General features: G+C 67.6%; 20 protein-coding genes and 1 pseudogene. 9 read left to right on the top strand and 12 right to left on the bottom strand.

Annotated features, from left to right (window positions below; genetic code table 11):
* Nucleotides 1-55 precede the first annotated feature (55 nt).
* The 6 genes and pseudogenes from pncB to bcsZ all read left to right on the top strand — a co-directional run bounded on the left by pncB (nt 56) and on the right by bcsZ (nt 4977).
* On the top strand, nt 56-1234 hold the full coding sequence (gene pncB / locus ACSBPQ_RS12025; protein ID WP_442682368.1) for a nicotinate phosphoribosyltransferase: 1179 nt from the start codon (nt 56-58) through the stop codon (nt 1232-1234).
* A 35-nt stretch (nt 1235-1269) separates the two neighbouring features.
* A pseudogene (gene bcsG, locus ACSBPQ_RS12020) lies at nt 1270-1452 on the top strand (cellulose biosynthesis protein BcsG); the annotation flags it as partial.
* A gap of 76 nt (nt 1453-1528) precedes the next feature.
* Complete coding sequence (gene bcsG / locus ACSBPQ_RS12015; protein WP_442682367.1) at nt 1529-1792, top strand: cellulose biosynthesis protein BcsG; 264 nt, start codon at nt 1529-1531, stop codon at nt 1790-1792.
* A complete protein-coding gene (bcsR, locus tag ACSBPQ_RS12010; RefSeq protein WP_442684578.1) occupies nt 1792-1968 on the top strand; it encodes a cellulose biosynthesis protein BcsR in 177 nt (58 codons plus the stop codon). The genes bcsG (ACSBPQ_RS12015) and bcsR overlap by 1 nt, the downstream gene beginning before the upstream one ends.
* Nucleotides 1965-3860, top strand: coding sequence for a cellulose synthase subunit BcsC-related outer membrane protein (locus tag ACSBPQ_RS12005; RefSeq protein ID WP_442682366.1), 1896 nt, complete (start codon nt 1965-1967; stop codon nt 3858-3860). The genes bcsR and ACSBPQ_RS12005 overlap by 4 nt, the downstream gene beginning before the upstream one ends.
* Entirely contained in the window at nt 3844-4977 is a 1134-nt protein-coding gene (gene bcsZ / locus ACSBPQ_RS12000; protein ID WP_442682365.1) for a cellulose synthase complex periplasmic endoglucanase BcsZ, read from the top strand. The genes ACSBPQ_RS12005 and bcsZ overlap by 17 nt, the downstream gene beginning before the upstream one ends.
* A 117-nt stretch (nt 4978-5094) precedes the next feature.
* Here bcsZ and ACSBPQ_RS11995 read toward each other — a convergent pair whose 3' ends face one another.
* The 3 genes from ACSBPQ_RS11995 to ACSBPQ_RS11985 form a co-directional block, all read right to left on the bottom strand.
* Nucleotides 5095-6453 carry a TolC family outer membrane protein gene (locus ACSBPQ_RS11995; protein WP_442682364.1) on the bottom strand — a complete coding sequence of 453 codons (1359 nt, stop codon included), beginning with the start codon at nt 6451-6453 and terminating at the stop codon, nt 5095-5097.
* A 19-nt stretch (nt 6454-6472) separates the two neighbouring features.
* Nucleotides 6473-7120: a protein-L-isoaspartate O-methyltransferase family protein gene (locus ACSBPQ_RS11990; RefSeq protein ID WP_442682363.1), complete on the bottom strand. Its 648-nt coding sequence runs from the start codon at nt 7118-7120 to the stop codon at nt 6473-6475.
* A gap of 136 nt (nt 7121-7256) precedes the next feature.
* Nucleotides 7257-7919, bottom strand: a complete 663-nt coding sequence (locus tag ACSBPQ_RS11985; RefSeq protein WP_442682362.1) for a TetR/AcrR family transcriptional regulator — start codon at nt 7917-7919, stop codon at nt 7257-7259.
* A 104-nt stretch (nt 7920-8023) separates the two neighbouring features.
* On the opposite strand from ACSBPQ_RS11985, the gene ACSBPQ_RS11980 reads away from it, so the two are divergent.
* From ACSBPQ_RS11980 to ACSBPQ_RS11970, 3 genes are all read left to right on the top strand, one after another.
* A complete protein-coding gene (locus ACSBPQ_RS11980) occupies nt 8024-9154 on the top strand; it encodes an efflux RND transporter periplasmic adaptor subunit (RefSeq protein WP_442682361.1) in 1131 nt (376 codons plus the stop codon).
* A gap of 3 nt (nt 9155-9157) precedes the next feature.
* Nucleotides 9158-12319, top strand: coding sequence for an efflux RND transporter permease subunit (locus ACSBPQ_RS11975; protein ID WP_442682360.1), 3162 nt, complete (start codon nt 9158-9160; stop codon nt 12317-12319).
* Between the two features lie 108 nt (nt 12320-12427).
* Entirely contained in the window at nt 12428-15367 is a 2940-nt protein-coding gene (locus ACSBPQ_RS11970) for a diguanylate cyclase (RefSeq protein WP_442682359.1), read from the top strand.
* Nucleotides 15368-15397: 30 nt separating this feature from the next.
* On the opposite strand, the gene gdhA is transcribed toward ACSBPQ_RS11970, so the two are convergent.
* The 9 genes from gdhA to ilvC all read right to left on the bottom strand — a co-directional run bounded on the left by gdhA (nt 15398) and on the right by ilvC (nt 25919).
* Nucleotides 15398-16747, bottom strand: coding sequence for an NADP-specific glutamate dehydrogenase (gdhA, locus tag ACSBPQ_RS11965; RefSeq protein WP_442682358.1), 1350 nt, complete (start codon nt 16745-16747; stop codon nt 15398-15400).
* Nucleotides 16748-16857: 110 nt separating this feature from the next.
* Nucleotides 16858-17955 (bottom strand): 3-isopropylmalate dehydrogenase, encoded by a 1098-nt coding sequence (gene leuB, locus ACSBPQ_RS11960; RefSeq protein ID WP_442682357.1) that lies wholly within the window; start codon nt 17953-17955, stop codon nt 16858-16860.
* A gap of 45 nt (nt 17956-18000) precedes the next feature.
* A complete protein-coding gene (leuD, locus tag ACSBPQ_RS11955; RefSeq protein WP_442682356.1) occupies nt 18001-18579 on the bottom strand; it encodes a 3-isopropylmalate dehydratase small subunit in 579 nt (192 codons plus the stop codon).
* Nucleotides 18579-19997 carry a 3-isopropylmalate dehydratase large subunit gene (leuC, locus tag ACSBPQ_RS11950; protein WP_442682355.1) on the bottom strand — a complete coding sequence of 473 codons (1419 nt, stop codon included), beginning with the start codon at nt 19995-19997 and terminating at the stop codon, nt 18579-18581. Before leuC ends, leuD begins: the two co-directional genes overlap by 1 nt.
* Nucleotides 19998-20033: 36 nt before the next feature.
* Complete coding sequence (locus ACSBPQ_RS11945) at nt 20034-21590, bottom strand: 2-isopropylmalate synthase (protein WP_442682354.1); 1557 nt, start codon at nt 21588-21590, stop codon at nt 20034-20036.
* Nucleotides 21587-22687 carry a threonine dehydratase gene (locus tag ACSBPQ_RS11940; RefSeq protein WP_442682353.1) on the bottom strand — a complete coding sequence of 367 codons (1101 nt, stop codon included), beginning with the start codon at nt 22685-22687 and terminating at the stop codon, nt 21587-21589. Before ACSBPQ_RS11940 ends, ACSBPQ_RS11945 begins: the two co-directional genes overlap by 4 nt.
* Nucleotides 22688-22798: 111 nt before the next feature.
* Nucleotides 22799-23050, bottom strand: coding sequence for an ACT domain-containing protein (locus ACSBPQ_RS11935; RefSeq protein ID WP_442682352.1), 252 nt, complete (start codon nt 23048-23050; stop codon nt 22799-22801).
* Nucleotides 23034-24761, bottom strand: coding sequence for an acetolactate synthase 2 catalytic subunit (ilvG, locus tag ACSBPQ_RS11930; RefSeq protein WP_442682351.1), 1728 nt, complete (start codon nt 24759-24761; stop codon nt 23034-23036). Before ilvG ends, ACSBPQ_RS11935 begins: the two co-directional genes overlap by 17 nt.
* Before the next feature lie 183 nt (nt 24762-24944).
* Complete coding sequence (gene ilvC / locus ACSBPQ_RS11925) at nt 24945-25919, bottom strand: ketol-acid reductoisomerase (RefSeq protein WP_442682350.1); 975 nt, start codon at nt 25917-25919, stop codon at nt 24945-24947.
* Between the last annotated feature and the right edge of the window lie 120 nt (nt 25920-26039).

The raw sequence follows: 26039 nt of genomic DNA, 5'->3' as shown, positions 1-26039 counted from the left end.
GGGCCGGGCGCGTCCTGCACGCGGTGCGCAGGGGAGGGCGGCGCATAATGCGCCCATGATCATCCCGTCCCTGCTCGATACCGACCTCTACAAATTCACGATGATGCAGGCGGTGCTGCACCAGCATCCCGGTGCCCTCGTCCAGTACCGCTTCAAGTGCCGCACGCCCGGCATCGATCTGGCGCGCTACCTCGACCAGATCAATGCGGCTATCGACCACCTGTGCAGCCTGCGCTTCAGCGCCGAGGAGCTGGACTACCTGCGCCGGCTGCGTTTCGTGAAACCGGATTTCATCGATTTCCTCGGCCTGTTCCATCTGGACCGCAAGTACATCGACCTGCGCGCCTCACAAACCGTGCCCGGCGAGATCGAGCTGGATATCACCGGGCCGTGGCTGCACACCATCCTGTTCGAGGTGCCGTTGCTGGCGATCATCAACGAGGTCTGGTTCCGCAACACCACGACGCCGGACTTCGCCGAAGGCGAGCGCCGCCTGCAGGCCAAGGCGGCGCTGCTGCGCGATACGCCGGGCTTCGACAACTGCCGCATCGCCGATTACGGCAGCCGCCGCCGCTATTCGCGGCAGTGGCACGGCCACATGCTGCCGCTGCTGCGGGATGCGCTGGGGCCGCAGTTTGTCGGCACCAGCAATGTGCACTTCGCCCGCATCTACGGCATGACCCCGCACGGCACCATGGCGCACGAATATCTGCAGGCGTTCCAGGCGCTGGGGCCGCGTCTGCGTGACTCGCAGGTGGCGGCGCTGGAGTCGTGGGCGCGCGAGTATCGCGGCGATCTGGGCATCGCGTTGTCGGACGTGGTCGGAATGGATGCGTTCCTGCGCGATTTCGACATGTACTTCTGCAAGCTGTTCGACGGTGTACGGCATGACTCCGGCGACCCCTTCAGATGGGGCGACAGGATGTTGCAGCACTTCAAGGCTAATCGCACCGACCCGGCCAGCAAGATCCTGGTATTCAGCGATGGCCTGAACATCGAGAAGGTGATGCGCCTGTACAGCTATTTCCGCGACCGCTGCCAGCTGGCGTTCGGCGTCGGCACCCACCTGACCAACGACCTCGGCCCGACGCCGCTGAACATCGTGATCAAGATGGTCCGCTGCAATGGCCAGCCGGTGGCCAAGCTGAGCGATTCGCCGGGCAAGAGCATGTGTGACGACCCGGGATATCTGGCCTATCTACGGCAGGTATTCGGCTTGCCGCCAGCGCCCTGAACAAGGGCGGCTATGGTTACCCATTCATCACAAAAATGAATGTGACGTTCTACATGCGCTGTGGAAGTGTTCTGTGTCAATGTCGCGGTGAGCAACTGATATTAAGGCGCGCGCAGATGATGCTGGGCGACCTGCAGGGGTTCATCGACGTGCTGGAGAAGAACGGACGCCGCGAGGTGGTGGTGCCCGAGCACGGTGCGGCCCTGCACGGCGACCGCATGCAGATCCCGGGCATGCGCGAAATCCCCAGCCCGTCCATCACCCACGTCCCGGGTGGGGGTGAAGCTGGTCGGCATGGGCATCCCGGCTGCGGCCGGTCCGCGCCACGTGACCGCCCCGAGCAGCTACCTGGCGCTGTCCGAACTGGTGACGCGGATCTATGCGCTCAACGCCCAGGCCAGCGCCGGCGAGCGCAATTGGGACGGCCTGCTGCAGGGGCTGCCGACGACCCCGTCGGTGTCGGAGAACGAAGGCGCCAAGGTGATGGAGTACGACGGCAAGCCGTGGCTGCAGCTCAAGGGCCAGGACTGGACGCCCTACCCGGAGGACAAACGGTGATGACGATCGGACCGGATATGAACCTGACTTCGGTACTGGATGACATCGACATCCTGCGCGAGCACCTGCAGATGCCGGAGCTGCCGTACCTGGACTTCTCCGCGCAGCGCGCGCGGTCGCAGGCGCTTGCGCGCTGGCCGCTGTTCGCCGAGCTGGCGGCGGAGCCGCGGCGATGAGTACCACGCTGTCCCTGCAGGGGGTGCGTGGTGGCGTCGGGGTGACGACGATGGTTGTCGCGCTCGGTCATGCCCTGCACGCGCAGGGGGAACGGGTGCTGCTGGTCGAATGCAGCCCCGACCACCTGCTTGGCCTGCACCTGGGCCTGCCCATGGCCGAAACACTGGGCTGGGCGCGGGCCTGGCTGGATGATGCCGACTGGCGTGATGCCGCCTTCGAGTCGATGCCGGGGCTGGCACTGTTGCCCCATGGGGCGCTCGCCGATGCGGAGGAGGTCGAAGCGGTGGAGGAGCGCCTGCGGCAGGCACCGCGGCTCTGGAGCGAGCTGCAGGCCGCGCGGCGCATCGCGCCGAACGACGCCAACGTGATCCGCAAGCTGGTGCAGTTCTACGGGCGCACCGATCCGTCCCAGCTGGAAACCTATGCCGCCAGCCTGCCGGCGGCGCAGCGCGCGCTCTACGCCGACGAGCTGCGCAACCTGCGCCTGGCGCGGCTGCTGCGCGCCGGCGATCCGCAACAGGCGCTGGACATGTACGCCCGCGCGATGGAGGAAGACGGGCTGATCGCGCCACAGCAGGCGCAGCCGCGCGACAACCGCGCGCTTACCTTCGCCAGCCGCGAGACCGCCGGCGACGAGTGGCTGCGCCGCAGCCTGCGCAGCGACGTGGAAACGCTGTACCAGCAGCAGAACCCGACGTTGACCGTGATGCAGGACTCGGGGCGGCGCAGCGACGGCACGCCGGGCATCTCCAGGCTCTCGCGCGACACCCGCATTGTCCACCTCGACGCGCCGTTCGCCGGCGGACTGGGCTGGGCGCGGCTGGAACAGGTGCGGTTGGATGCGCGCCGTTTCGAAACCGACGCCAACGGCTTCCACGACCAGGACTTCGGCAGCTGCGACCTTTCGCTGCTGCGCCCCGACGGCAGCTCTCTGCAGGCGCCGGGCTGCGACACCCGCCTGCGCCAGCGCATGAACTCCAGCGCCGGCTTCGCGGTGGGCTGGCGCACCCTCGACGACCGCTGGAACCTCGACATCGGCCATACGCCCGCCGGTTACGCGGTCGGCAACTGGCTCGGCGGCGTCACCGTCAACGGCGACCTCGGCCGGCTCGGCTGGGGCGCCACGCTCTCGCGGCGGCCCATGACCAACTCGCTGCTGTCGCAGGCCGGCGCCATCGACCCGCGCAGCGGCATCGTCTGGGGCGGCGTCACCGCCAACGGCGTGACCTTCAGCCTCGGCTACGACGAAGGCGGCCGCAATGGCATCTGGTCGAACTGGAGCTGGCACCGCCTGACCGGCCGCAACGTGATGGACAACGACCGCGCGCGCGCCATGGCCGGCTGGTACCACAAGCTGATCCAGCGCCCGGACCTGCGCCTGGACGTCGGCCTGACCGGCATGTACTGGCGTTACGCGTACGACCTGGGCGGCTATTCGCTGGGGCAGGGCGGTTACTACAGCCCGCAGCGTTACGCCTCGCTGAGCGTGCCGCTGAGCCTGGCCTGGCGCAACCAGGATTGGTCGCTGCGCGTGGATGCTTCGTTGAGTGTTTCCAATGCGCGCACCGCGTCGATCAGCCGCTTCCCCGAACAGTCGCTGATCGGGCGGGTGATCGAACAGCTGCAGCCGCTGTTCGGCCCGCTCACCTTGGACCCGGCCGGCCTGTACACCGCCGACTCCAGCAGCGCCGGTACCGGCCACCGCCTGTACATGGCGGTCGAGCGCCGGCTTGGTGACCGCCTGGTACTCGGTGCCGCCGGCACCGTGCAGCGCAGCCAGGACTATTCGCCGAACACGTTCCAGATCTATCTGCGCTCCACCCTGAAACCCTGGCAGGGCAATCTGCCGCTACCGGTCTCACCGCTGGTGTCCTATGGCGAATTCCGCTGACCTCACACGCCGCGCGCTGCTGCAGGCGATGGCCGCCGTACCGTTTCTGGGCGTCTTGCCAGCCGCATGCGCGGACACCGGCTGGCCGGAATGGCGGGTGCTGGTGGACAGCAGCCTCAGCGCCGACGGGCGCATGATCGACCGCAGCCAGGACGACCTGCGCTCGACCTCGGAAGGCCAGTCGTACGCGCTGTTCTTCGCCCTGGTCGACAACGACCAGGCGCTGTTTGACCGCATCTTGGCCTGGACGGTGGACAACCTCGCCGACGGCGACATGGGCAAGCGCCTGCCGGCGTGGCTGTGGGGGCGCGACAGCAAGGGCGGCTGGGGCGTGCTGGACGACAACCCGGCCGCGGATTCGGACCTGTGGCTGGCCTACGGTCTGCTTGAAGGCGGCCGCCTGTGGCGCCGCCCCGCGCTGGAGCGCATCGGTGCGGACATGCTGGCGCAGGTACGGCGTGTGGAGATCGTCGACCTGCCGGGACTGGGGCCGATGCTGCTGCCGGGCCCGCACGGGTTCGTCGAGGATGGCACCACCCGCATCAATCCGAGTTACCTGCCTTTGCCGCTGCTGCGCCGTTTCGCCGCGGTCGATGGCCGAGGGCCGTGGGCGGCGCTGGCCGCCAATACCATGGAACTGCTGCGGCGGAGCGCGCCGCACGGTTTCGCTCCCGACTGGGCGGCGTGGCGCGCCGGTGGCTTCATCACCGATCCGGTCAAGGGCGCGGTCGGCAGTTACGACGCGATCCGCTGCTACCTGTGGGCGGGCCTGCTGTCACCGCGCGATCCGCTGTTCCGTACGCAGCTGCAAGTGTTGTCCGGGCCGTTGCAGCGGCTGCGTGGTGGCGGGCCGATGTGGGAGAAGGTCGACACCGGCAGCGGTGCAGGCAGTGGCGAGGGCGGTTACGGATTCCGCGCGGCGCTGGTGCCGTACCTGCTGGCGCAGGGGGAACGCACGCTGGCGCAGACGCTGCAGTCCAACCTGCCCACGCACGAGCAGCAGCGCCGCGACGCGCCCGCCTACTACGCGCAGATGCTGACCCTGTTCGGTCGCGGCTGGGCCGAAGGCCGCTACCGCTTCGCCGTGGATGGCCGGTTGCGGCCACGTTGGCATTGATCCCGCGGCGCAACCGTCACCTGTGCAAACCGTGGATACAAAAAGGGAGCATGCGTACATGCTCCCTTTCCTGTGCCGTCACCCCGCGCGCAAGGTGACGGTTGCACGGCGTGTCGCTTACTGGCTGCTTTCCGGCAGCAGCCTGGCTTCGGCATCGTGGGTCAGCAGGCGGTTGATCTCCTGCACTTCGGCGATGTCGACACTGCCCACGGCCTGGCTCAACTGCAGGCGGCTGAGCAGGAAGCTGTAACGCGCCTGCGCGTAGTCCAGCTGCGCCTGGAACAGGGTGCGCTGGTTCTGCACCACGTCCAGCACGGTGCGGGTGCCGACTTCCAGACCGACCTGCGAGGCGTCATAGGCGCTCTGCGCCGACACCACCGCCAGGCGGCGGGCTTCCACTTCGCTGATGCCGGCCACGACCGTCTGCCAGGCGTTGCGGGTGTTGCGGTCCAGCGCACGCTTCTGCTGCTCGTAGCCATCCTGGGTCATGTCACGCTGGGCCAGCGCCTGGCGCACGCGCGACTGGGTGGCACCGCCGGCGAAGATCGGCACGCTCAGGGTCAGGCCGATCGTGTTGCTGGTGCTGTCCGGTGTGCGCGAGGAACCGCCGATGCTGTCGCCCCAGCTGGCGTTCTTGCCCCAGCTGCCGCCCAGTGACAGGGTCGGGTAGTGGTTGCCGCGGGCGGCCGAGACGCTGGATTCGGCGGCGCTGACCTGCAGCTCCTGCGCCTTGAGTGCCGGATTCCGGCTGATAGCCTCGGCGACCAGCTGGTCGACATTGCCGCGGTTGGCCGGCAGTTCCGGACGGAAGTCTTCCGGCAGGCCGCGCAGGCCACGCACCGGCTGGCCGGTCAGTTCGGTCAGGGCCTGATAGGCGTCTTCCAGCGCATTGCGGGCCAGGATGGTGTTGGCACGGGCCTGGTCGTACTGGGCGCGGGCTTCGTGGACGTCGGTGATCGGCGCCAGGCCCACTTCCAGACGCTTGTCGGCGTAGTCGAACTGCTTCTTGGCCGCCGCTTCGTTGGTCTGCGCCGCGGTCAGCGATTCGATCGCCACCAGCACGTTGAAGTAGGTGGTGGCCGAGCGCACGATCAGTTCGTCATTGGCCGAATCCAGGGTGAAGTCGGCGGCCTTGCTGATGTCGCGCTGCGCCCGCAGGTTGGCGAACTGGCTCCAGTTGAACAGGGTCTGGCTGCCGGTGACGCGGTAATCGCGGCTCTTGCTGGTGGTCGAACCGCTGATGCCGTCCAGCTCGGTACGGGTGCGACCCAGCGATGCATCGCCATTGATCTGCGGCAGCAGTGCCGCCCGCGCCTGCACCTGTCCTTCCTTGGTGTACAGCCGTTCGGATTCGGCCGAGGACAGCTGCGGATCGCCGTTGCGGGCCATCTCGTAGACCTGCAGCAGATCGGTGGCGTGGGAAGTCAGGGGCGTAAGGACGACTGCCAGCGCAAGAGCGAGGGATCGGCGGGTCATTGCGGCTTCCTTGGATGTTTCAGAGTTGGAATTGGGGAGCAGGAGCGGCGCCCTGCAGATAGGCGATATCGGTTTCGAACAGCGACTCGATGCTGCCATCGGCCCTGACCAGCTGTGCTGCCATCACCGGCGAGTTGCCCTGGATGATGAACATGCGGCCACCCGGACGCAGCAGCTTGAGGAACTGCGGCGGGATCGTGTCCACCGCGGCAGTGATGCAGATCGCGTCGAAATGACGCTGTGTCTGCCAGTCCAGCGCGTCGGCGACTTCGATGCGGACGTTGCTGCCGAGCTTGGTGGCATCCAGGTTCTGGCGCGCACGCTCGGCCAGTTCCGGCTGGATCTCCAGGCTCAGCACTTCGCGGGCGAGATCGCCCAGGCAGGCGGTGATGAAACCGCTGCCGGTGCCGACTTCCAGCACTTCATCGCCCGGCTGCAGGTCCAGTGCCTGCAGCATGCGGCCTTCGATGACCGGCTTCATCATCTTCTGGCCATGGCCCAGCGGCAGTTCGACGTCGGCATAGGCCAGCGCACGGTGGCTTTCAGCGACAAAGGCCTCGCGCGGCAGGCGGGCCAGGACCTCCAGCACGCGGGTGTCGAGCACGTCCCACGGACGTACCTGCTGTTCAACCATCATTTCACGGGCGTGGGCGTAATCGATCGTCATGGGAAAGCTCATCATTCCGGCGCAGTGGGCCGGCCATTTTACCGGTTAGGAGGCGCAGGTGCGGGGCAAGCATCGCTGCCGTCCCGCCCGGCCCGCAGTGCCGGAAGTCATCACGACCACCGGTTCGTTCAGGTTGTCAGCGCGGCGCATAGGCGGCCAGGAAGAAGTCGACGCTGGCGGTGATGTGGGCGCGGGCATCCAGCGCGGTGGGCGCAGGACACAGGCCGCACATCATATGGGCGTGCAACTCGCCCTTGACCAGGCAGAAGAACTGGCGCGCGGCCAGTTGCAGGTCGTCGATCAGCAACTCGCCGCGGGCGACGCGGGCGGCGAGAAAGTCGGCCAGCGCCGCCTCGGTACGGGCCGGGCCGGCCTGCCAGAACATCTGGCGGATCCGGTCGTCGGTCTCGGCGGTCATCATCGTCCGTTGCGTGGCAATGGCCGCATCGCTGCTGACCAGGGTGAAAAACGCCTCGGCGATACCCAGCAGCTGGTCGCGCAACGGGCCCTCGCAGTCGGTGACGAACAGCTCATCAGGCAACATTTCCACGCACTTGGCCTGGATGGCCTCGGAGAACAGCGTCTCCTTGTCACCGAAATGGCTGTACACCGTGAGTTTGGAGACACCGGCGGCGGCGGCGATGCCATCCATGCTGATGCCATTGAAACCCTGTTCGATGAACAGCTCCTTGGCGGCCTCGAGGATGGCGGCGCGCTTGCCCAGATCCTTCGGGCGGCCGGGACCGGCACCGCGGGCGGTGGGCTTGGCGTGGGCAGGGGCGTGCGATCGGGAGGACATCAGGTAATACTAGACCAGCTGGTTTGATATTTATACCATACCAATCCGTACAGTAACGGCGGGCAACTGCCGTCACCTTCCCCCACACAATGCGACTCCTCCCCATGAAAAATGTTCGATGGATTGGCGGCACCCTGCTGATGGTCATGCTTGCCGCCTGTGGCAACTCCGAACCCGCCGCGGTGGCAGCGGTGCCGGTGCTGGTGACGCAGCCGGATGCCGGGCAAGGGGCGGCGGCGCTGGCGTTCCCCGGTGAAGTGCGCGCACGCGAAGAAGCCGCGCTGTCGTTCCGTGTCGGCGGCAAGCTGCTGCGGCGGCATGTCGATGCCGGCGCGCAGGTGAAGAAGGGGCAACTGCTGGCGGAACTGGACGCAGCCGACTACGCGCTGCAGGCGCGTGCAGCGCAGGCGCAATACGCGGCGGCCGAAGCCGATCTGGTGCGGGCGCGCGATGACCACAAGCGTTACGAGGCGCTGGCGGCGCAGCAACTGGTGAGCCGCTCCGCGCTGGACGCGCAGGCCGCCGCGTTCAAGGCCGCGCAGGCGCAGGCCAACGCCGCGCGTTCCAATCTGGAGGTTGCGCGCAACCAGGCCGCCTATGCGCAGCTGCGTGCGCCCGAGGACGGGGTGATCGCCACCCGCCAGGCCGAGGCCGGGCAGGTGCTGGCGGCGGGGCAGACCGTCTATACGCTGGCCGCTGCCGGCGCCCGCGAGGTGGCGATCGCGCTGCCGGAAGGCGGCATCCGTGATTTCCGGGTCGGCCAGCCGGTGCAGGTCGAGTTGTGGAGCCAGCCGGGCCGGCGCTGGCCCGGCAGCATCCGCGAGATCGCGGCCGTCGCCGATCCGCAGGCGCGCACGTACGCGACGCGGGTGAGTCTGGCGGCGGAAGCGCTGGATGCGGTGGAACTGGGCCAGAGCGCGCGGGTGTTCGCTACCGGGACCGGGGACAGGCAGGCGGCGTTGAGCGTGCCACTGGCAGCGGTGCAGCAGAGCGGTTCGTCGCAGCAGAGCAGTGTCTGGGTGGTGGAGCCGGCCAGCAGCACGCTGAAGGCGCGCGCGGTGGTGCTGGGTGCCTACGGCGCGGACAAGGTGCCGGTGCTGTCAGGCCTGAAAGCCGATGACTGGGTGGTCGCCGCCGGCGGTCATCTGCTGCGCGAAGGCCAGGCGGTGATCGCCGTGGACCGCAAGAACCAGCCGGTACTCGTGCCGGCTGCTGCCACCCGGCAGGGGGAGTGAGGCGTGCGCCGCTTCAATCTTTCCGAGTGGGCGCTGGGCAACCGTCCGCTGGTGCTGTTCGTGATGATCGCCATGGCGGTCATCGGTGCCTGGTCGTACAAGCATCTGGGCCAGTCCGAAGATCCGCCGTTCACCTTCAAGGCGATGGTGGTGCAGACGCTGTGGCCCGGCGCCACCGCCGAGCAGGTCTCGCGGCAGGTGACCGAGCCGATCGAGAAGGCGCTGATGAACACCGGCCAGTACGAGTTCATCCAGTCGTATTCGCGGCCGGGCGAATCGCAGGTGATCTTCATGGCGCGCGACTCGATGCGCTCCAAGGACGTGCCCGAGCTGTTCTACCAGGTGCGCAAGAAGGTCGGTGACATCCGCACCCAGCTGCCGGCGGAAACGGTGGGGCCGTTCTTCAACGACGAGTTCGGCGACACCTTCGGCAACATCTATGCGCTGACCGGCAAGGGTTTCGATTACGCGCTGATGCGCGACTATGCCGACCGCATCCAGCTGGAACTGCAGCGGGTGGCCGACGTGGGCAAGGTCGATCTGCTCGGCCTGCAGGACGAGAAGATCTGGATCGAGTTGTCCAACACCAAGCTGGCCACGCTGGGCATCTCGCTGCAGCAGGTACAACAGGCACTGGCGCAGCAGAATGCGGTTGCGCCAGCCAGTTTCTTCGAAACCGCCAGTGATCGCGTGCAGCTGCGCGTGACCGGGCAGTTCGATTCGGTCGAGGCGATCGAACAGTTTCCGATCCGCGCCGGCGACCGCACCATCCATCTGGGTGATATCGCGCAGGTCAAACGCGGCTTTGCCGATCCGGCCTCGGCGAAGATGCGCTTCATGGGCGAGGACGCGATCGGCATCGCGGTGGCGATGAAGCAGGGCGGTGACATCCTCAAACTCGGCGCGACCCTGGATGCCGAATTCGAACGGCTGCAGAAGACGCTGCCGGCCGGGATGGAGCTGCGCAAGGTGTCCGACCAGCCGCATGCGGTGGAGGAATCGGTCGGCGAGTTCGTGCAGGTGCTGGCCGAGGCGGTGATCATCGTGCTGCTGGTCAGCTTCTTCTCGCTGGGCCTGCGTACCGGGCTGGTGGTCGGGGTGACCATTCCGCTGGTGCTGGCGATGACGTTCTTCGTGATGCACTACTTCGACATCGGCCTGCACAAGATCTCGCTGGGCGCGCTGGTGCTGGCGCTGGGCCTGCTGGTGGATGACGCGATCATCGCGGTGGAGATGATGGCCACCAAGATGGAGCAGGGCTATGACCGCCTGCGCGCGGCCAGCTTCGCCTGGACCAGCACCGCGTTCCCTATGCTGACCGGCACGCTGATCACCGCCGCCGGCTTCCTGCCGATCGCCACCGCCGCATCGAGCACTGGCGAGTACACGCGCTCGCTGTTCCAGGTGGTGACCATCGCGCTGGTGGTGTCGTGGATCGCCGCGGTGCTGTTCATCCCGTACCTGGGCGACAAGATGCTGCCGGACCTGCACAACCCGCAGCCGCCGAAGCCGGGTACGCTTGCCGGGCGCTGGCACGCGCTGCGGCTGCGCTGGGCCGACCGCAATCCGGCGCTGGCCAACCTGATCGCGCCCAAGCAGCTGGCGCACGACCACGACCCGTACAAGAGCGCGTTCTACCAGCGCTTCCGCCGCTTCCTCGATGCCAGCCTGCGCCGGCGCTGGCTGGTGATCTTCGCCACCATCGGCCTGTTCGTGTTCTCGCTGGTGATGTTCCGCTTCGTGCCGCAGCAGTTCTTCCCCGACTCGACCCGGCCGGAACTGATGGTGGACATCGAGCTGGCCGAAGGCGCTTCGCTGACCGCCACGCAGGCGCAGGCGGAGAAGTTCGAGGCCTTGCTGAAGCAGCGCAGCGGCATCGCCAATTTCGTCGGCTATGTCGGCAGCGGGTCGCCGCGCTTCTACCTGCCGCTGGACCAGCAGCTGCCGGCGACCAATTTCGCCCAGTTCGTGGTGCTGGCCGATGACATCCACGCGCGCGAGGACGTGCGCCAGTGGCTGCTGGACGAGGTGGTGCCACAGTTCTCCGACGTGCAGCTGCGCGTGACCCGGCTGGAGAACGGCCCGCCGGTGGGCTATCCGGTGCAGTTCCGCGTCTCCGGCGAGCACATCGACCGTGTGCAGGCCATCGCCCGCGAAGTGGCCGACAAGGTCCGCGAGAATCCGCACACCGCCAACGTCAACCTCAACTGGTCCGAGCCGAGCAAGGTGGTGCGGCTGGTGGTGGACCAGGAGCGTGCCCGAGCGCTGGGCGTGAGCAGTGCGCAGGTCGCACAGTTCCTGACCAGCTCGCTGTCGGGCATGAACGTGAGCACCTACCGCGAAGGCAACCGCCAGATCGGCATGTTGCTGCGCGGGCCCGAGGATGAACGCGCGCGGCTGGAGATGCTCGCCAGCCTGGCCATTCCCACGGCCAGCGGCGCGGCGGTGCCGCTGGCGCAGGTGGCGACGCTGGAATCCACTTTCGAGAACGGCATCATCTGGCATCGCGACCGCCTGCCGACGGTGACGGTGCGGGCCGATATCGGCGATGACACCCTGCCGGTGGGCGTGGTCGAGCAGATCCTGCCGACACTGGCGCAGATCCGCGCCGCGCTGCCGGACGGCTACCTGCTGGAAACCGGCGGTACCGTCGAGGACTCGGCGCGCGGGCAGGATTCGATCAAGGCCGGCTTGCCGCTGTTCCTGGCGGTGGTGGCGACCTTGCTGATGCTGCAGCTGCGCAGTTTCTCGCGGGCGGCGATGGTGCTGGTGACCGCACCGCTGGGCATCATCGGCGCGACCCTGTTCCTGCTGCTGTTCCGGGTACCGTTCGGGTTCGTGGCGATGCTGGGCACGATCGCGCTGGCCGGCATGATCATGCGCAACTCGGTGATCCTGATCGATCAGATCCAGCAGGACATCGATGCGGGACATGACCGCTGGCACGCGATCATCGATGCCACCGTGCGCCGTTTCCGGCCGATCGTGCTGACCGCGCTGGCGGCGGTGCTGGCGATGATCCCGCTCTCGCGCAGCGCGTTCTACGGCTCGATGGCGATCTCGATCATGGGCGGGCTGATTGTCGGCACGGTGCTGACGCTGGTGTTCCTGCCGGCGCTGTACGCGGCCTGGTTCCGGGTACAGCCGGAAGAGGCCGGCCGCTGACGCCCATCCCGGTGGCTGCCCACGGGTGCCGCCCCCATGCGGGGCGGCCGCCCCGGGCGATGGTAAATTGGCGCACAGGCGGGGGGACCGTTGTGACTGGATGCGAACGTGCTGCCGATTTTCCCGTGTAACCGCAATTCCCGTGCCGGGCGGGCACGCGGCGGGGTGCTGGTCGCGTTGATGCTGCTGCTTGCGGCGCTGCTGCCCGTGACGGGGCAGGCCGGCAGCCGGCATACCGTGGTCGGCTGGGGCATGGAGGAAGGGCTGCCGCACAACCTGGTGCAGTCGTTGGCGCAGGGCAGTGATGGCTTCCTGTGGATCGGTACCTGGGAAGGCGTGGTGCGTTTCAACGGTCGCCATTTCACCGTGTTCGATCGCCATAACACCCCGGGTGTGGAGCTGTCGGGAATCCTGAGCATCGTGGCCGAAGCCGATGGCGCGATGCTGTTCGGCACCGCCAGCAATGGCGTGTACCGCTATCACAAGGGCCAGTGGCAGCCGCTGGGCGGGGAGGACGCGCGCAACCTTTCCGTGGTGGCGCTGCTGCCGGATGACGAAGGCGTGCTGTGGATCGCCACCCCCGGCCATCTGTACCGGCTGTTGCCCGGCGGTGAGCTGGAAGATGCCGGCAGCCGGCTGGGGTTGCCGCCAGTGCAAGTGACCGCGCTGCGCGCCGATCCCGAAGGCGGGGTGCTGATCGCCAGCGAAGCGGGTATCCATCGCGCGCTGCAGGGAAAGCTGCAGCCGTGGAAGGGATCGTCCCGCTGGGTGGTGCGTGATTTCATCGACGATGGAAGTGGGGGCTGGATCGTCGCTGCCGATGACGGCATCCACTGGCTGCATGTGGATGGCGGGATCGAGCAGCTGAAGGCCGGCGAACGCGTGGATGCGGTCCGCCTCGATGCTTCCGGCGCGCTGTGGATGAGCCTGTCATCCGGACGGCTTGAACGGTATGTGGACGGGGGCGTCGAGCCGCTGCCGGTGCCTGGCCATGTCAGCCAGGCGTTGTTGATCGACCGCGAGGGACTGGTGTGGTCGGGCAGCACCGATGGCCTGTTCCGCATCGACGAGGGGGCGGCCAGTGGACTGACGGTCGCCGATGGGCTGGGGTCGGACTATGTCCGCGCGGTGATGCAGACGCCCGATGGCACGATCTGGATCGGCCACTCCGCAGGCCTGGACCGCCAACGTGACGGCATGCTGTCGATGGTGCCGCTGGAGCCGGGAGTGGCACGCCAGGCCTCGGTGCTAGCGTTGGCGCAGCAGCCCGGAAAGCTTTGGGCGGGGACCTACGATCGCGGGGTTTTCGAGCTGGACGGCGAGGGCCGGGTACTGGGTCAGGTGCGTCTGCCAGGAGCGGTGCAGCCGCTGGTGCGGGCCCTGCTGGCCGAGGATGACGGCACCTTGTGGATCGGCAGCAGTGATGGCCTCTATCGCCACCAGCGCGGTGACCTGCAGCGTTACGGTGTCGAACAGGGACTGCCGGCAGCAGTGGTCCACGCGTTGTACCGCGATCAGGCCGGTGTGCTGTGGATCGGTACCGACAACGGCATGGCGTCCCTCGATGCGGCCGGGCGGGTGGAGGCATGGCCCGGCCCCGGGCGGGATTTCCCGGCGCGCTATGTTTTCGATTTTCTCGGCGATGGCAATGGTGATCTGTGGATCGCCACCGATCGCGGCCTGTTGCGCCGCCGTGGGTTGTCGCTGCAGGTGTTCGATCACGCCAGCGGATTGCCGCGCGACCGGGTGTTCCGCATCCTCGATGACGGCGCCAATCACCTGTGGCTGTCCAGCAACCAGGGGGTGTTCCGGCTGGACCGGCACGACCTGATCGCGGTGGCCGCAGGCGCGCGCCCCAGGCTGGCGGTGCATGTGGTCGACCACAGCGACGGCATGCCCAGTTCCCAGGCCAATGGCGCCTCTTCACCAGCTGGCTGGAAGACCGCCGACGGGCAGTTGCTGTTCGCCACGTCCGCCGGTCTGGCGCTGATCGATCCGCAGCGGGTCGACCATCGGCGTGACCAGACCGCGCCGATGGCCATTGAAAGTGTCGGCATCGATGGTGCACAGCAGCCGCTGCGCAGCCATTACCTGCTGCCCCGCGACGTGGAGCGCATCGCGGTCAGCTACAGCGGGCTCGGATTCCGGGCGCCGGACAAGCTGCGCTACCGCTATCGCCTGGAAGGGTTCGATACCGACTGGGTGGAAGCCGGCAGCCGCACCGAGCTGGTCTATACCAGCCTGCCGCCGGGCCGCTACCGGTTGCGCATCCAGTCGATGCCATTGCCGCTGGACTGGACCGACAGCCGGCGCATCGGCGAGGCCACGCTGTCGCTGGAGGTGGCAATGCCCTACTGGCAGCGGCCCTGGATGCAGGCATTGCTGCTGGTGGCCGCAGCCGGCCTGCTGGTGCTGTTCATCCGCTGGCGTACGGCCGCATACCGGCGCCGGCAGCGGCAGCTGGCCCGGGAGATAGCCAGCCACACCCGCGAGCTGAGCGAGAAGAACCGGGCGCTGGAGCAGGCCGCATCCGAACATGACCGGCTGCTGGACCAGCTTGCCCACCAGGCGACCCACGATGCGCTGACCGGACTGCCCAACCGGCGCGCGGCCAATGCGCACCTGCAGTACCTGCTGGGCGATGGCAGCGATGCACCGCTGACCGTGGCGCTGGTGGATATCGATCATTTCAAGCGCATCAACGATGTCCACGGCCACGCTGCCGGCGACCGGGTGTTGCGCGATGTGGCCGGCCTGCTGCAGCTGCAGCTGGGCAGCGGCCAGTTCATTTCCCGCCATGGCGGCGAGGAATTCCTGATCGTGCTGCACGGCATGGGGCTGGCCGAGGCCATGCCCCTGCTGCAGTCACTGCGTGCGCGGGTGGAGCGGCTGCGACTGCAGGACGTCACTGCCGGCACCACGGTCACCGTCAGCATCGGTGCGGCGGAGCGCAAGCCGGGGCAGGAGGCGGTGCAGGCGCTGCTGGTGGCGGCCGATCGCCAGCTGTACCGTGCCAAGCACGAAGGCCGCAACCGCGTCCTGTCCTGAACCGGTAGGACAGGGCGCGGCAAACCCGGCTCAGTACAGGCCCTGGGCCAGCATCGCGTCGGCCACCTTGACGAAGCCGGCGATGTTGGCGCCATCGACATAGTTGACGCTGCCGTCGGCGCGCACGCCGTGCTGCACGCAGTTGGCGTGGATCTCCTTCATGATCACGTGCAGGCGTTCGTCGACATCGGCATGGCGCCAGGACAGACGCAGCGAGTTCTGCGACATCTCCAGACCCGAGGTGGCCACGCCGCCGGCATTGCTGGCCTTGCCGGGTGCGTACAGGGTGCCGGCCTGCAGGAACACATCCACCGCTTCCAGCGTGGACGGCATGTTCGCGCCCTCGGCCACGCACACGATGCCGTTGTGGACCAGGGTGCGCGCGTCGGTTTCGTCCAGTTCGTTCTGGGTGGCGCAGGGCAGGGCGATGTCGGCGGGGATATGCCAGGGCCGGCGGTCGGCGAGGAATTCAAAGCGCCGGTCGTCGGCCAGCTCGGCGAGGCGGCCACGGCGCTCGTTCTTCAACACGATGACTTCCTGCAACGCCTGCTCGTCGAAACCGTCGCGTGCGTACAGGGTGCCGCCGGAGTCGGAGAAGGTCAGCACCTTGCCGCCGAGGTCGGCGGCCTTGAGCGCGGCGAACTGGGCGACGTTGCCGGAGCCGGAAATCAGCACCCGGGCACCATGCGTCTGGCGGCGGGCGTGGTGCAGCATCTGCTCGACGAAATAGACGGTGCCGTAGCCGGTCGCCTCCGGACGCATCAGGCTGCCGCCATAGGCCAGCCCCTTGCCGGTGAACACGCAGGCCGCGTCGTTGCTGAGCTTTTTCATCATGCCGGCCATGAAGCCGACCTCACGCGCACCCACGCCGATGTCGCCAGCCGGCACGTCGGTGTTCGGCCCCAGATGGCGGTACAGCTCCAGCATCAGCGCCTGGCAGAAGCGCATCACCTCGCCGTCGCTCTTGCCTTTCGGGTCGAAGTCCGAGCCGCCCTTGCCGCCGCCCATCGGCAGCGTGGTCAGGGCGTTCTTGAAGGTCTGCTCGAAGGCGAGGAACTTCAGAATCGACAGGTTCACCGAGGGATGGAAGCGCATGCCGCCCTTGAACGGGCCGATCGCCGAGCTGTGCTGCACGCGCCAGGCGCGGTTGACGTGGGTACGGCCGGCATCATCGGCCCAGGTGACGCGGAACTGGATCACGCGCTCGGGCTCGACCAGCCGTTCCAGCAGACCGTGCAGCAGGTATTTCGGGTTCTGTTGCAGGAAGGGCCACAGGCTGTGGGTCACCTCCTTCACGGCTTGCAGGAACTCGGACTGGGTCGGGTCGCGTCGGGCCACGTAGGCCAGGAAGTCGTCTGGAGTGCGGTAGTTCAAGGTCATTCCTTTCGGGATGCGGGCCTGAAAGAACAGGTCCAATGGGGGAGGTACGTGGTATCCACAGCGGGAACGGCCCGCAAACAAAGACGCGGCCAAGGGCCGCGTCGGGTACATCAATCCAGTTGTGCAAGCACCGCTTGCGCCGCCTGTCGGGTGGAGAGCGCCTGCCCCTGCGCGGCCAGGTCGGCGGTGAAGTGGCCGCCATCCAGCGCTGCCGCCACCGCCTGTTCGACGGCAGCGGCCTCGGCCTCCAGTCCCAGCGAGTGGCGCAGCAGCATCGCCGCGCTGAGGATGGTGGCGTAGGGGTTGGCGATGCCCTTGCCGGCGATGTCCGGTGCCGAGCCGTGGATCGGCTCGTACACGCCGATTCGACGGATCGGCGCTGCCGATCCATCAGGGCCGACCTTGCCTTCCTCGCCCAGCGAGGCCGACGGCAGCAGGCCGAGCGAACCGGCCAGCATCGAGGCCTCGTCGGTGAGGATGTCGCCGAACATGTTCTCGGTGACGATCACGTCGTAGGCACGTGGCTTGGCGAGCAGGTGCATGGCCATCGAGTCGACCAGCTGGTGTTCCAACTGCACATCCGGGAATTCCTCGCGGCCGATACGCGCGGCGGTGTCGCGCCACAGCCGCGAGGTTTCCAGCACGTTGGCCTTGTCCACCGAGGTCAGCTTGCCGCGGCGCTGCCGGGCCAGGCGGAAGGCGCTGCGCAGCACGCGCTCGATCTCCACCACGGTGTAGCGGCACAGGTCGCTGGCGCTGTCGGCGTCACGGGTCTTGTCGCCGAAGTAGATGCCACCGGTCAGCTCGCGCACCACCACGAAGTCCACGTCCTTGAGCAGCTCGGCCTTGATCGGCGAAGCATGCAGCGCCGCCTCGTGGGTGCGTACCGGGCGCAGGTTGGCGAACAGCCCCAGCGCCTTGCGGATCGCCAGCAGGCCCTGTTCCGGGCGCACCTTGGCGTTGGGGTCGGACCACTTCGGGCCGCCGACCGCGCCCAGCAATACCGCGTCGGCCTTGCTGCAGGCCTCCAGCGTGGCCGCCGGCAGCGGCTCGCCGTGCTTGTCGATGGCGATGCCGCCGATGTCGTGTTCGCTGAAATGGAAGCTGTGGCCGAAACGCGTGGCCACGGCCTTGAGCACCTCGACGGCGGTGGCGGTGATTTCAGGGCCGATGCCGTCACCCGGCAGTACGACGATGTTGGCTTGCATGCAGGTGTTTCCGTGTCTTCTTGGTTTCCGCGGGAGCGGAGTGGATCAGCAGTTGCGCTGGCGTTCGTATCCGGTGATGGCGTCGGTGCGGCCCAGCAGCCAGCCCAGCTGGTCCACGCCTTCCAGCAGGCAGGTCTGCGAGAAACCGTCCAGCGGGAAGGAATACACCGTGCCCGACGCGGTGCGCAACTCGCGCGCGGCCACATCGATGGTCAGCTCCTCATCCGGGTCCTGCATCAGCGCCTGTACGTCGGCTTCATCCAGCACGATCGGCAGCAGCCCGTTCTTCAGCGCGTTGCCACGGAAGATGTCGGCGATCTCGCTGCTGACGATCGCGCGCAGGCCCAGGTCGGTCAGCGCCCACGGCGCATGTTCGCGCGAGGAGCCGCAGCCGAAGTTGCGGCCCGCCAGCAGGATCGAGCGGCCTGCGTTCTGCGGCTGGTTGAAGGCGAAGTCCGGGTTCGGCGAACCATCGGCCTGCCAGCGCCAGTCGTTGAACGCGTTCTTGCCCAGGCCGGCACGTTCGGTGGTGGAAAGAAACCGCGCCGGGATGATCTGGTCGGTGTCGATATTGGTCTGGCGCAGCACCACGCTGGCCGAGGTCAGGCTACGGAAACCGGCCATCAGGCCACCTCCTTGGCGAACAGTTCACGCGGATCGGCGACCTTGCCGTTTACTGCGGCCCAAGCCGCGCTCAGCGGCGAGGCCAGCAGGGTGCGCGAGCCCGGGCCCTGGCGGCCTTCGAAATTGCGGTTGCTGGTGCTCACCGCCAGTTGCCCCGGGGCGACCAGATCGCCATTCATGGCGATGCACATCGAGCAGCCCGGCTCGCGCCATTCGGCACCGGCGGCGCGCACGACCTCGTGGATGCCTTCGGCTTCGGCATCGCGCTTGACGATCTCCGAGCCCGGCACCACCAGCATGCGCACGCCGTCGGCGACGCGGCGGCCGCGCAGCACCTGCGCCACGTCGCGCATGTCGCTCAGGCGACCGTTGGTGCAGGAGCCGACGAACACCACGTCAACCGGTGTGCCGGCCAGCGCGTGGCCGGCTTCCAGCTGCATGTAGTCCAGGCCCTTCTGCGCAGCGGCATCGCTGGCGGCCGGGATCGGGGCATCCACCGCGATCGCGGTGCCCGGATGCGTGCCCCAGGTCAGGGTCGGGCGGATGTCGGCGGCATCGATCTGCACTTCGACATCGAAGCGTGCGCCGTCGTCCGTGTTCAAGGTCTTCCAGTACGCCACCGCGGCGTCGAACTCGGCGCCCTTCGGGCCGCGCGGGGTCCTGGCGACCCAGTCGAAGGTGACCTGGTCCGGTGCCACCATGCCGGCGCGGGCGCCGGCTTCGATGGACATGTTGCACAGGGTCATGCGCTGTTCCATGTCCATCGCGCGGATCGCCGAGCCACGGAATTCCAGCACGTGGCCGGTGCCGCCGTTGACGCCGATCACGCCGATGATGTGCAGCACCACGTCCTTGGCGCCGACGCCCGGCGCCAGTTCACCGTCGACGGTGATCGCCATGGTCCTGGCCTTGCGCTGCAGCAGGCACTGCGTGGCCAGCACGTGGCCGACTTCGCTGGTGCCGATGCCGAAGGCCAGCGCGCCGAACGCGCCGTGGGTGGAGGTGTGGCTGTCGCCGCAGACGATGGTCATGCCCGGCTGGGTGAAGCCCTGTTCGGGCGCGATGACATGGACGATGCCGCGGCTGCTGGATGCCATGTCGAACAGTTCGATGCCGTACTCGGCGCAGTTGCGCGCCAGCATCTCCACCTGCGCTTCCGAAGCCTTGCTGGCATACGGCAGCTTGCCGTCCGCATCGGCCGGCAGGGTCGGGGTGGAGTGGTCCATCGTCGCCTTGGTGCGGTCCGGGCGGCGCGGCTTCAGGCCACGCGTGCGCAGCTCGGTGAAGGCCTGCGGCGAGGTCACTTCGTGGATCAGGTGCAGGTCGATATACAGCACGGCCGGCGCACTGTCGCTTTCGGGGACAACGACGTGCGCGTCCCACAGCTTGTCATACAGGGTTCTGGGTGCGGAGCTCATTGCTTGCGGATTCCGTTGCCGATGGGGCCGTCGCGCTCAGGCGCTGACGGCCTCCTGGTTCTTGACGCCTTCGCGCTGGCGCAGCAGGCGGTTGGTGACATCCAGCCAGGCCAGTGCGCTGGCTTCGATGATGTCGCGACTGGTGCCGGTACCCTCCAGGATCTCGCCTTCATGGCGCACGCTCAGGTTGGCTTCACCGCGCGCATCGGTACCGATGCCGACGCTGTGCACATGGTAGCTGTCCAGGGTCAGCTGGATGCCGGTGGCCGCAGACAGCGCGGCGAACAGCGCGTCGACCGGGCCGTCGCCCTGTGCGGTCTCGGCCACGCGGTTGCCTTCCGGATCGGACAGCTCGACCAGCGCGTTGGCGCGGCTGCCTACGTCGCTGATGGTCATCGACGCCAGGCGGTAGCCGTCGCTGCTGGAGGTGCCCTGCATCAGCGTCTGCAGGTCGGCGTCGGTGACCACGCGCTGCTGCTCGCACAGCGCCTTGAACTGGTCGAACACCAGCTTCAGTTCTTCCTCTTCCAGCCAGTAGCCCAGTGCGCGCAGGCGTGCCTCGACCGCGGCGCGGCCACTGTGGCGGCCCAGCACCATCTGCGAGGACTCCCAGCCCACGTCTTCCGGACGCATGATCTCGTAGGTGTTGCGGTTGCGCAGCATGCCGTGCTGGTGGATGCCCGACTCGTGCGCGAACGCGTTGGCGCCGACGATGGCCTTGTTGCGCTGGACTGGCATGCCGACCAGCCGCGACAGCAGCTGCGAGGTCGGCACGATGCGGCGGGTGTCAAAGCCGGTGTCGAAGTTGTTGTAGAACGCGTTGCGCACCTTCAGCACCATCGCCAGCTCTTCCAGCGCGCAGTTGCCGGCGCGCTCGCCGATGCCGTTGATCGAGCCTTCCACCTGGCGCGCGCCACCTTCGATGGCGGCCAGCGAGTTGGCCACGGCCAGACCCAGGTCGTTGTGGCAATGGGTGCTGAACACCACCTTGTCGGCACCGGCGGCGTTGGCGATCACGTGCTGGAACATCGCGCGGATCTCATCGGGCGTGGTGAAGCCGACGGTGTCGGGCAGGTTGATGGTGGTGGCACCGGCGGCGATGGCGACCTGCGTGACTTCGGTCAGGAAATCCAGCTCGGTGCGGGTGGCGTCTTCGGCGGAGAACTCGATGTCATCCAGATAGCCACGCGCCATGGTGACGTGCTTGTGCACCGATTCCAGCACCTGCTCCTTGTTCATGCGCAGCTTGTGCTCGCGGTGCAGCGGGCTGGTGGACAGGAACACGTGCAGGCGCGGGCGCGCGGCCGCTTCCAGCGCCTTCACCGAAGTTTCGATGTCACCGGGCAGGCAGCGCGACAGCACCGCCAGCACCGGCTCGCGCACCTCGCGGCCGATCAGCGCCATCGCCTCGCGGTCGGACTGGGAGCTGGCCGGGAAGCCGGTTTCGATCACATCCACGCCCAGTTCGGCCAGGGCGCGTGCCATCACCAGCTTCTGCGGTGCGGTCATGCTGCAGCCGGGGGATTGCTCGCCGTCACGCAGGGTGGTGTCGAAGATGGTAATTCGCGGGGTATTGATGGTTGGAGTATTCACCAGAGGGTCTCCTCGACAGCGGCGGTAACGGGAATTTGGGAAAGTTCGGCTTTGCTGGTGCGTTGTGCCGTCGGGACGGCGCGGCTTCTAAGTCGTTCGGCATTGCGCTGCCGGGGTTTGCGTGGCGGCCGGGGACGTACTTCCGACAGCAGCGTGGACAGTACGGTGGCATCGATGTTGCCGCCGGACACCACCGCGCATTTGCGCTTGCCGGCAACGCGGCGGCCGGCAGCCAGCGCCAGCGCGCCGGCGCCCTCGGCGATCAGGTGTTCTTCCAGCGCCAGTCGCACCAGCGTTTCACGCAGCTCGGCCTCGCGCACGATGACCACATCATCGAGCAGGCTGGCGCACAACCGGCGGGTGATGAAGCCGGGAATCTTGACCTTGACGCCATCGGCCAGGGTCGGCACCGGATCGATCTCGCGTATATCACCGCGGATCGCCCGCGCCATCGAATCCACGCCTTCGACCTGCGCGCCGATGATGCGTACACCCTGCGATTTCAGTGCCAGGGCAACGCCCGACGCCAGGCCGCCGCCGCCGATCGGCACGATCACCACGTCCGGCGCGTGCGGCGCCAGCTCGATGCCCAGCGTGCCCTGGCCGGCGATCACGTCCGGATCATCGAAGGCGGACAGGAAACGGTAGCCGTTCTGTCCGGCCAGCTCGCGGGCGAAGGCGTAGGCCTCGTCGTAGCTGTTGCCGTGCTGGCGCACGGTGGCGCCCCAGTGCTGCACGCCGGCGATCTTGGTGGCCGGTGCGCCGTGCGGCATCACGGTGATGGCCTGCACGCCCAGCCGGTGCGAGGCCCAGGCCACGCCTTGGGCGTGGTTGCCGGCCGAGGCGCAGATCACCGGGCGCTCGTCGCCACGCTCCAGTGCCGCCAGCATCGCGTTGAGCGCACCACGCACCTTGTACGAGCCGGTGCGCTGCAGGTTCTCCAGCTTCAGCCAGGTGCCGAAGCGTTCGGCGTAATGCAGCGGGGTGGGCGGCAGGAAACGACGCAGGCGGGCCTGGGCGGCCAATACGTCGGCGACGCTGACGTTCAACGCGTCAGCAGGTGTTGCAACGGCGTCGGGGCGGCCACGATCAGGCATGTACGTGGCCGTCACCGGATGCAAGCGGATTTCCTGCCGGATATTGGCGTTGAAGAAGACGCCTCCGTTGCTTGCGGCGGCGTACTGCCGGTACGCCACTTACATCGCTGTTCATGCGCTGGCACCTGCGACCGGCACGACCTGTACCGATTCGCACTCGTAGACCTTGCGCAGCTGATGGCACAGGGTCTCCGGCGGGCGCGTGCCCTGGATCTGCATCTGCACGTGCCAGCGGCCGTCATCGTCGGCGTTGCGGTTGCCGGCGATGTTGCTGGGTGAAAAGCCACGGCGTTCGACCATGCCGATCACGCGCACCAGCGCGCCCTCGGCGGGCTTCAGCACCAGGTCAAGCCGGTATTGCATTGGAACTCTCCTGCGTTGCCTTGGCGTGGGCGGGGTTGCTGTCGAGCATGGTGCTGTTGGCGTTGTTGGGCGGCACCAGCGGCCACACGTTGGCGCGGGCGTCGATGGCCACGTGCAGCAGCGCCGGTCCGGGGGTGTCCAGCAGCGCGGCCAGCGCATCCTCCACTTCGGCACGCTGGGTGATGCGGGTGGCGGGAATGCCGAACACCTGCGCCAGCGCGGTGAAGTCGGGGTTGTCGGACAGGTCGATCTCGCTGTAGCGCTCGGCGAAGAACAGTTCCTGCCACTGGCGGACCATGCCCAGCGAGCTGTTGTCCAGCAGCACGATCTTCACCGGCAGGCGGCAGCGGGCGATGGTGACCAGCTCCTGCACGTTCATCATGAAACTGCCATCGCCGGAGACCAGCACCACGGTGCGGTCCGGGCAGGCGAACTGCGCGCCCATCGCCGCCGGCAGGCCGAAGCCCATCGTGCCCAGCGCGCCGGAGGTCAGGTGGTTGCGTGGATGGTTGAAGCGGCAGTGCTGTGCCACCCACATCTGGTGCTGGCCGACGTCGCAGGCGATGACGGTATCCGGCGGAGCCACTTCGCTCAGGCGCTTGAGCAGTGCCGGGGCGTAGATGTCCTGGCCGGGTGCGTCGTAACGGGCGCCGAACTTCTCGCGGTTGGCGGCGCAGCGGGCGCGCCAGCTGTTGCAGTTGCCGCGGATGCGGGCCAGCGCCTGCAGACCGGTCCTGACGTTGCCGGGAATGGCGACATCGGCGCTGCGCAGCTTGGCGATCTCATAGGCGTCGGCATCCAGATGGATGACGCGGGCGAACGGCGCGAACTCGGCCAGCTTGCCGGTGGCGCGGTCGTCGAAGCGGGCGCCGACCACGATCAGCAGGTCTGCTTCCTGTACCGCCATGTTGGCGGCACGGGTGCCGTGCATGCCCAGCATGCCCAGATACTGCGGATGGTTGGCCGGCAGCGCGCCCAGACCGCGCAGGGTCAGCACGGTGGGGATGCCGGAGGCCTCGACGAACTCGCGGAAGGTGTCGACCGCATCGGCCAGGCCGATGCCGCCGCCGCCGTAGATCACCGGCTTCTCGGCCGCGGCGATCAGTTCGACGGCTGCGGCCAGCCGCTCTTCGGCCGGTGCCGGTACCGGTTCCACGATTGCCGGCACATGCTCCGGCAAGTGCGAGGCGTCGGCCAGCTGCACGTCCTTGGGCAGGTCGATCAGCACCGGTCCGGGCCGCCCTTCACGGGCGACGCGGAAAGCCTCGGCCACCACTTCCGGCAACTCGTCGACACTGCGCACCAGCCAGCTGTGCTTGACGATCGGCATGGTCATGCCGAACACATCCAGTTCCTGGAACGCATCGGTCCCCAGCAGCGGGGTACCGACCTGGCCGGTCAGGCACACCATCGGTACCGAGTCGAGCATCGCATCGGCGATACCGGTGACCAGGTTGGACGCACCGGGGCCGGAGGTGGCCACGCAGACGCCGACCTTGCCGCTGGCGCGGGCGTAGCCGTTGGCGGCCAGCGCCGCGCCCTGTTCGTGGCGAACCAGGATGTGCTTGAGGCTGGAATCCACCAATGCGTCATAGAACGGCATGATGGTGCCGCCCGGGTAGCCGAACAGCGTTTGCACGCCTTCGGCTTCCAGGGCCTGCGTCAGCCAGCGTGCGCCGTTTCGGGGCGCACCGGAGGTGGGAGTGTTCATGCAGCGACCTTTGCGTTGTGCGGGTGGGGGACCGCGGGATAGAACCTGTTTGCGACGCTGTAGTGCTCGTCCCGTGCCGCGCGTGCGGTGCCCGCAATGGCGGCGTAGCGGTAACCACGCTGCGCTTGCGGTGCTGCATCGCGGGTCACGGGATTTTGCTCCTGGCGGTTCGCAAACACGTTCTTACGCGCTCTGTGCCTGCAGCCAGACCATCTTGGCACGCAGCTCCCTGCCGACCTTCTCGATCGGGTGGTCCTTGTCGGCCTGCTGGAACTTCTTGTAGTTCGGCAGCCCGGCTTCGTACTCGGCTTCCCAGTTCTTGGTGAAGGTGCCGTTCTGGATGTCGGTCAGCACGTCCTTCATGCGCGCCTTGACCGAGGCGTCGATCACCCGCGGGCCGCTGACGAAATCGCCGTACTGGGCGGTCTCGGAGATGAACTCCAGCATGCGGGTGATGCCGCCTTCGTAGAACAGGTCGACGATCAGCTTCAGTTCGTGCAGCACTTCGTAATAAGCGATTTCCGGCTGGTAGCCGGCTTCCACCAGCGTCTCGAAGCCGGCCTGCACCAGCGACGAGGCACCACCGCACAGCACGGCCTGCTCGCCGAACAGGTCGGTCTCGGTCTCTTCCTTGAAGGTGGTCTTGATTATGTTGGCGCGGGCACCGCCCAGGCCGGCGGCATAGGCCAGCGCGAACTGTTCGGCCTTGCCGCTCTTGTCCTGATAGACCGCGTAGATGCACGGCACGCCGCGGCCGATTTCATATTCACGGCGCACCAGCGCACCGGGGCCCTTCGGCGCGACCAGCACCACGTCCAGGTCCTCGCGCGGTTCGATCATGCCGAAGTGCACGTTCAGGCCGTGCGCGAACAGCAGGCAGGCACCCTGTTTCATGTTCGGTGCCAGCACCTCGTTGTAGAGCTTCTTCTGCACCATGTCCGGGGTCAGCACGGCGACCAGGTCGGCATCCTTGACCGCTTCGGCCGGGGTCTTGACGGTGAAGCCGTCGGCCTGGGCCTTGACTTCGGTGGGGCCGCCGGCGCGCAGACCGACCACGACATCGAAGCCGGATTCACGCAGATTCATGGCATGGGCACGGCCCTGGCTGCCGTAACCGACGATGGCGATTTTGATCTGGGGCAGTTCGTTGGAGCTCATGGTGCTTGGATTCCTTGCGGTGAAGAGTAGAGGTGGGGAAAGGGGACGGACAGGTGGTCTGCGTGTCAGCGGGAGCTGATGACGGAGGCGGGCGGGGCGGCAGACGATGCGGACGTGCCG

It is taken from the genome of Stenotrophomonas sp. JC08, assembly GCF_052180205.1.
GTDB lineage: Bacteria > Pseudomonadota > Gammaproteobacteria > Xanthomonadales > Xanthomonadaceae > Stenotrophomonas.
This window is presented reverse-complemented; position numbering and strand designations above follow the sequence as displayed.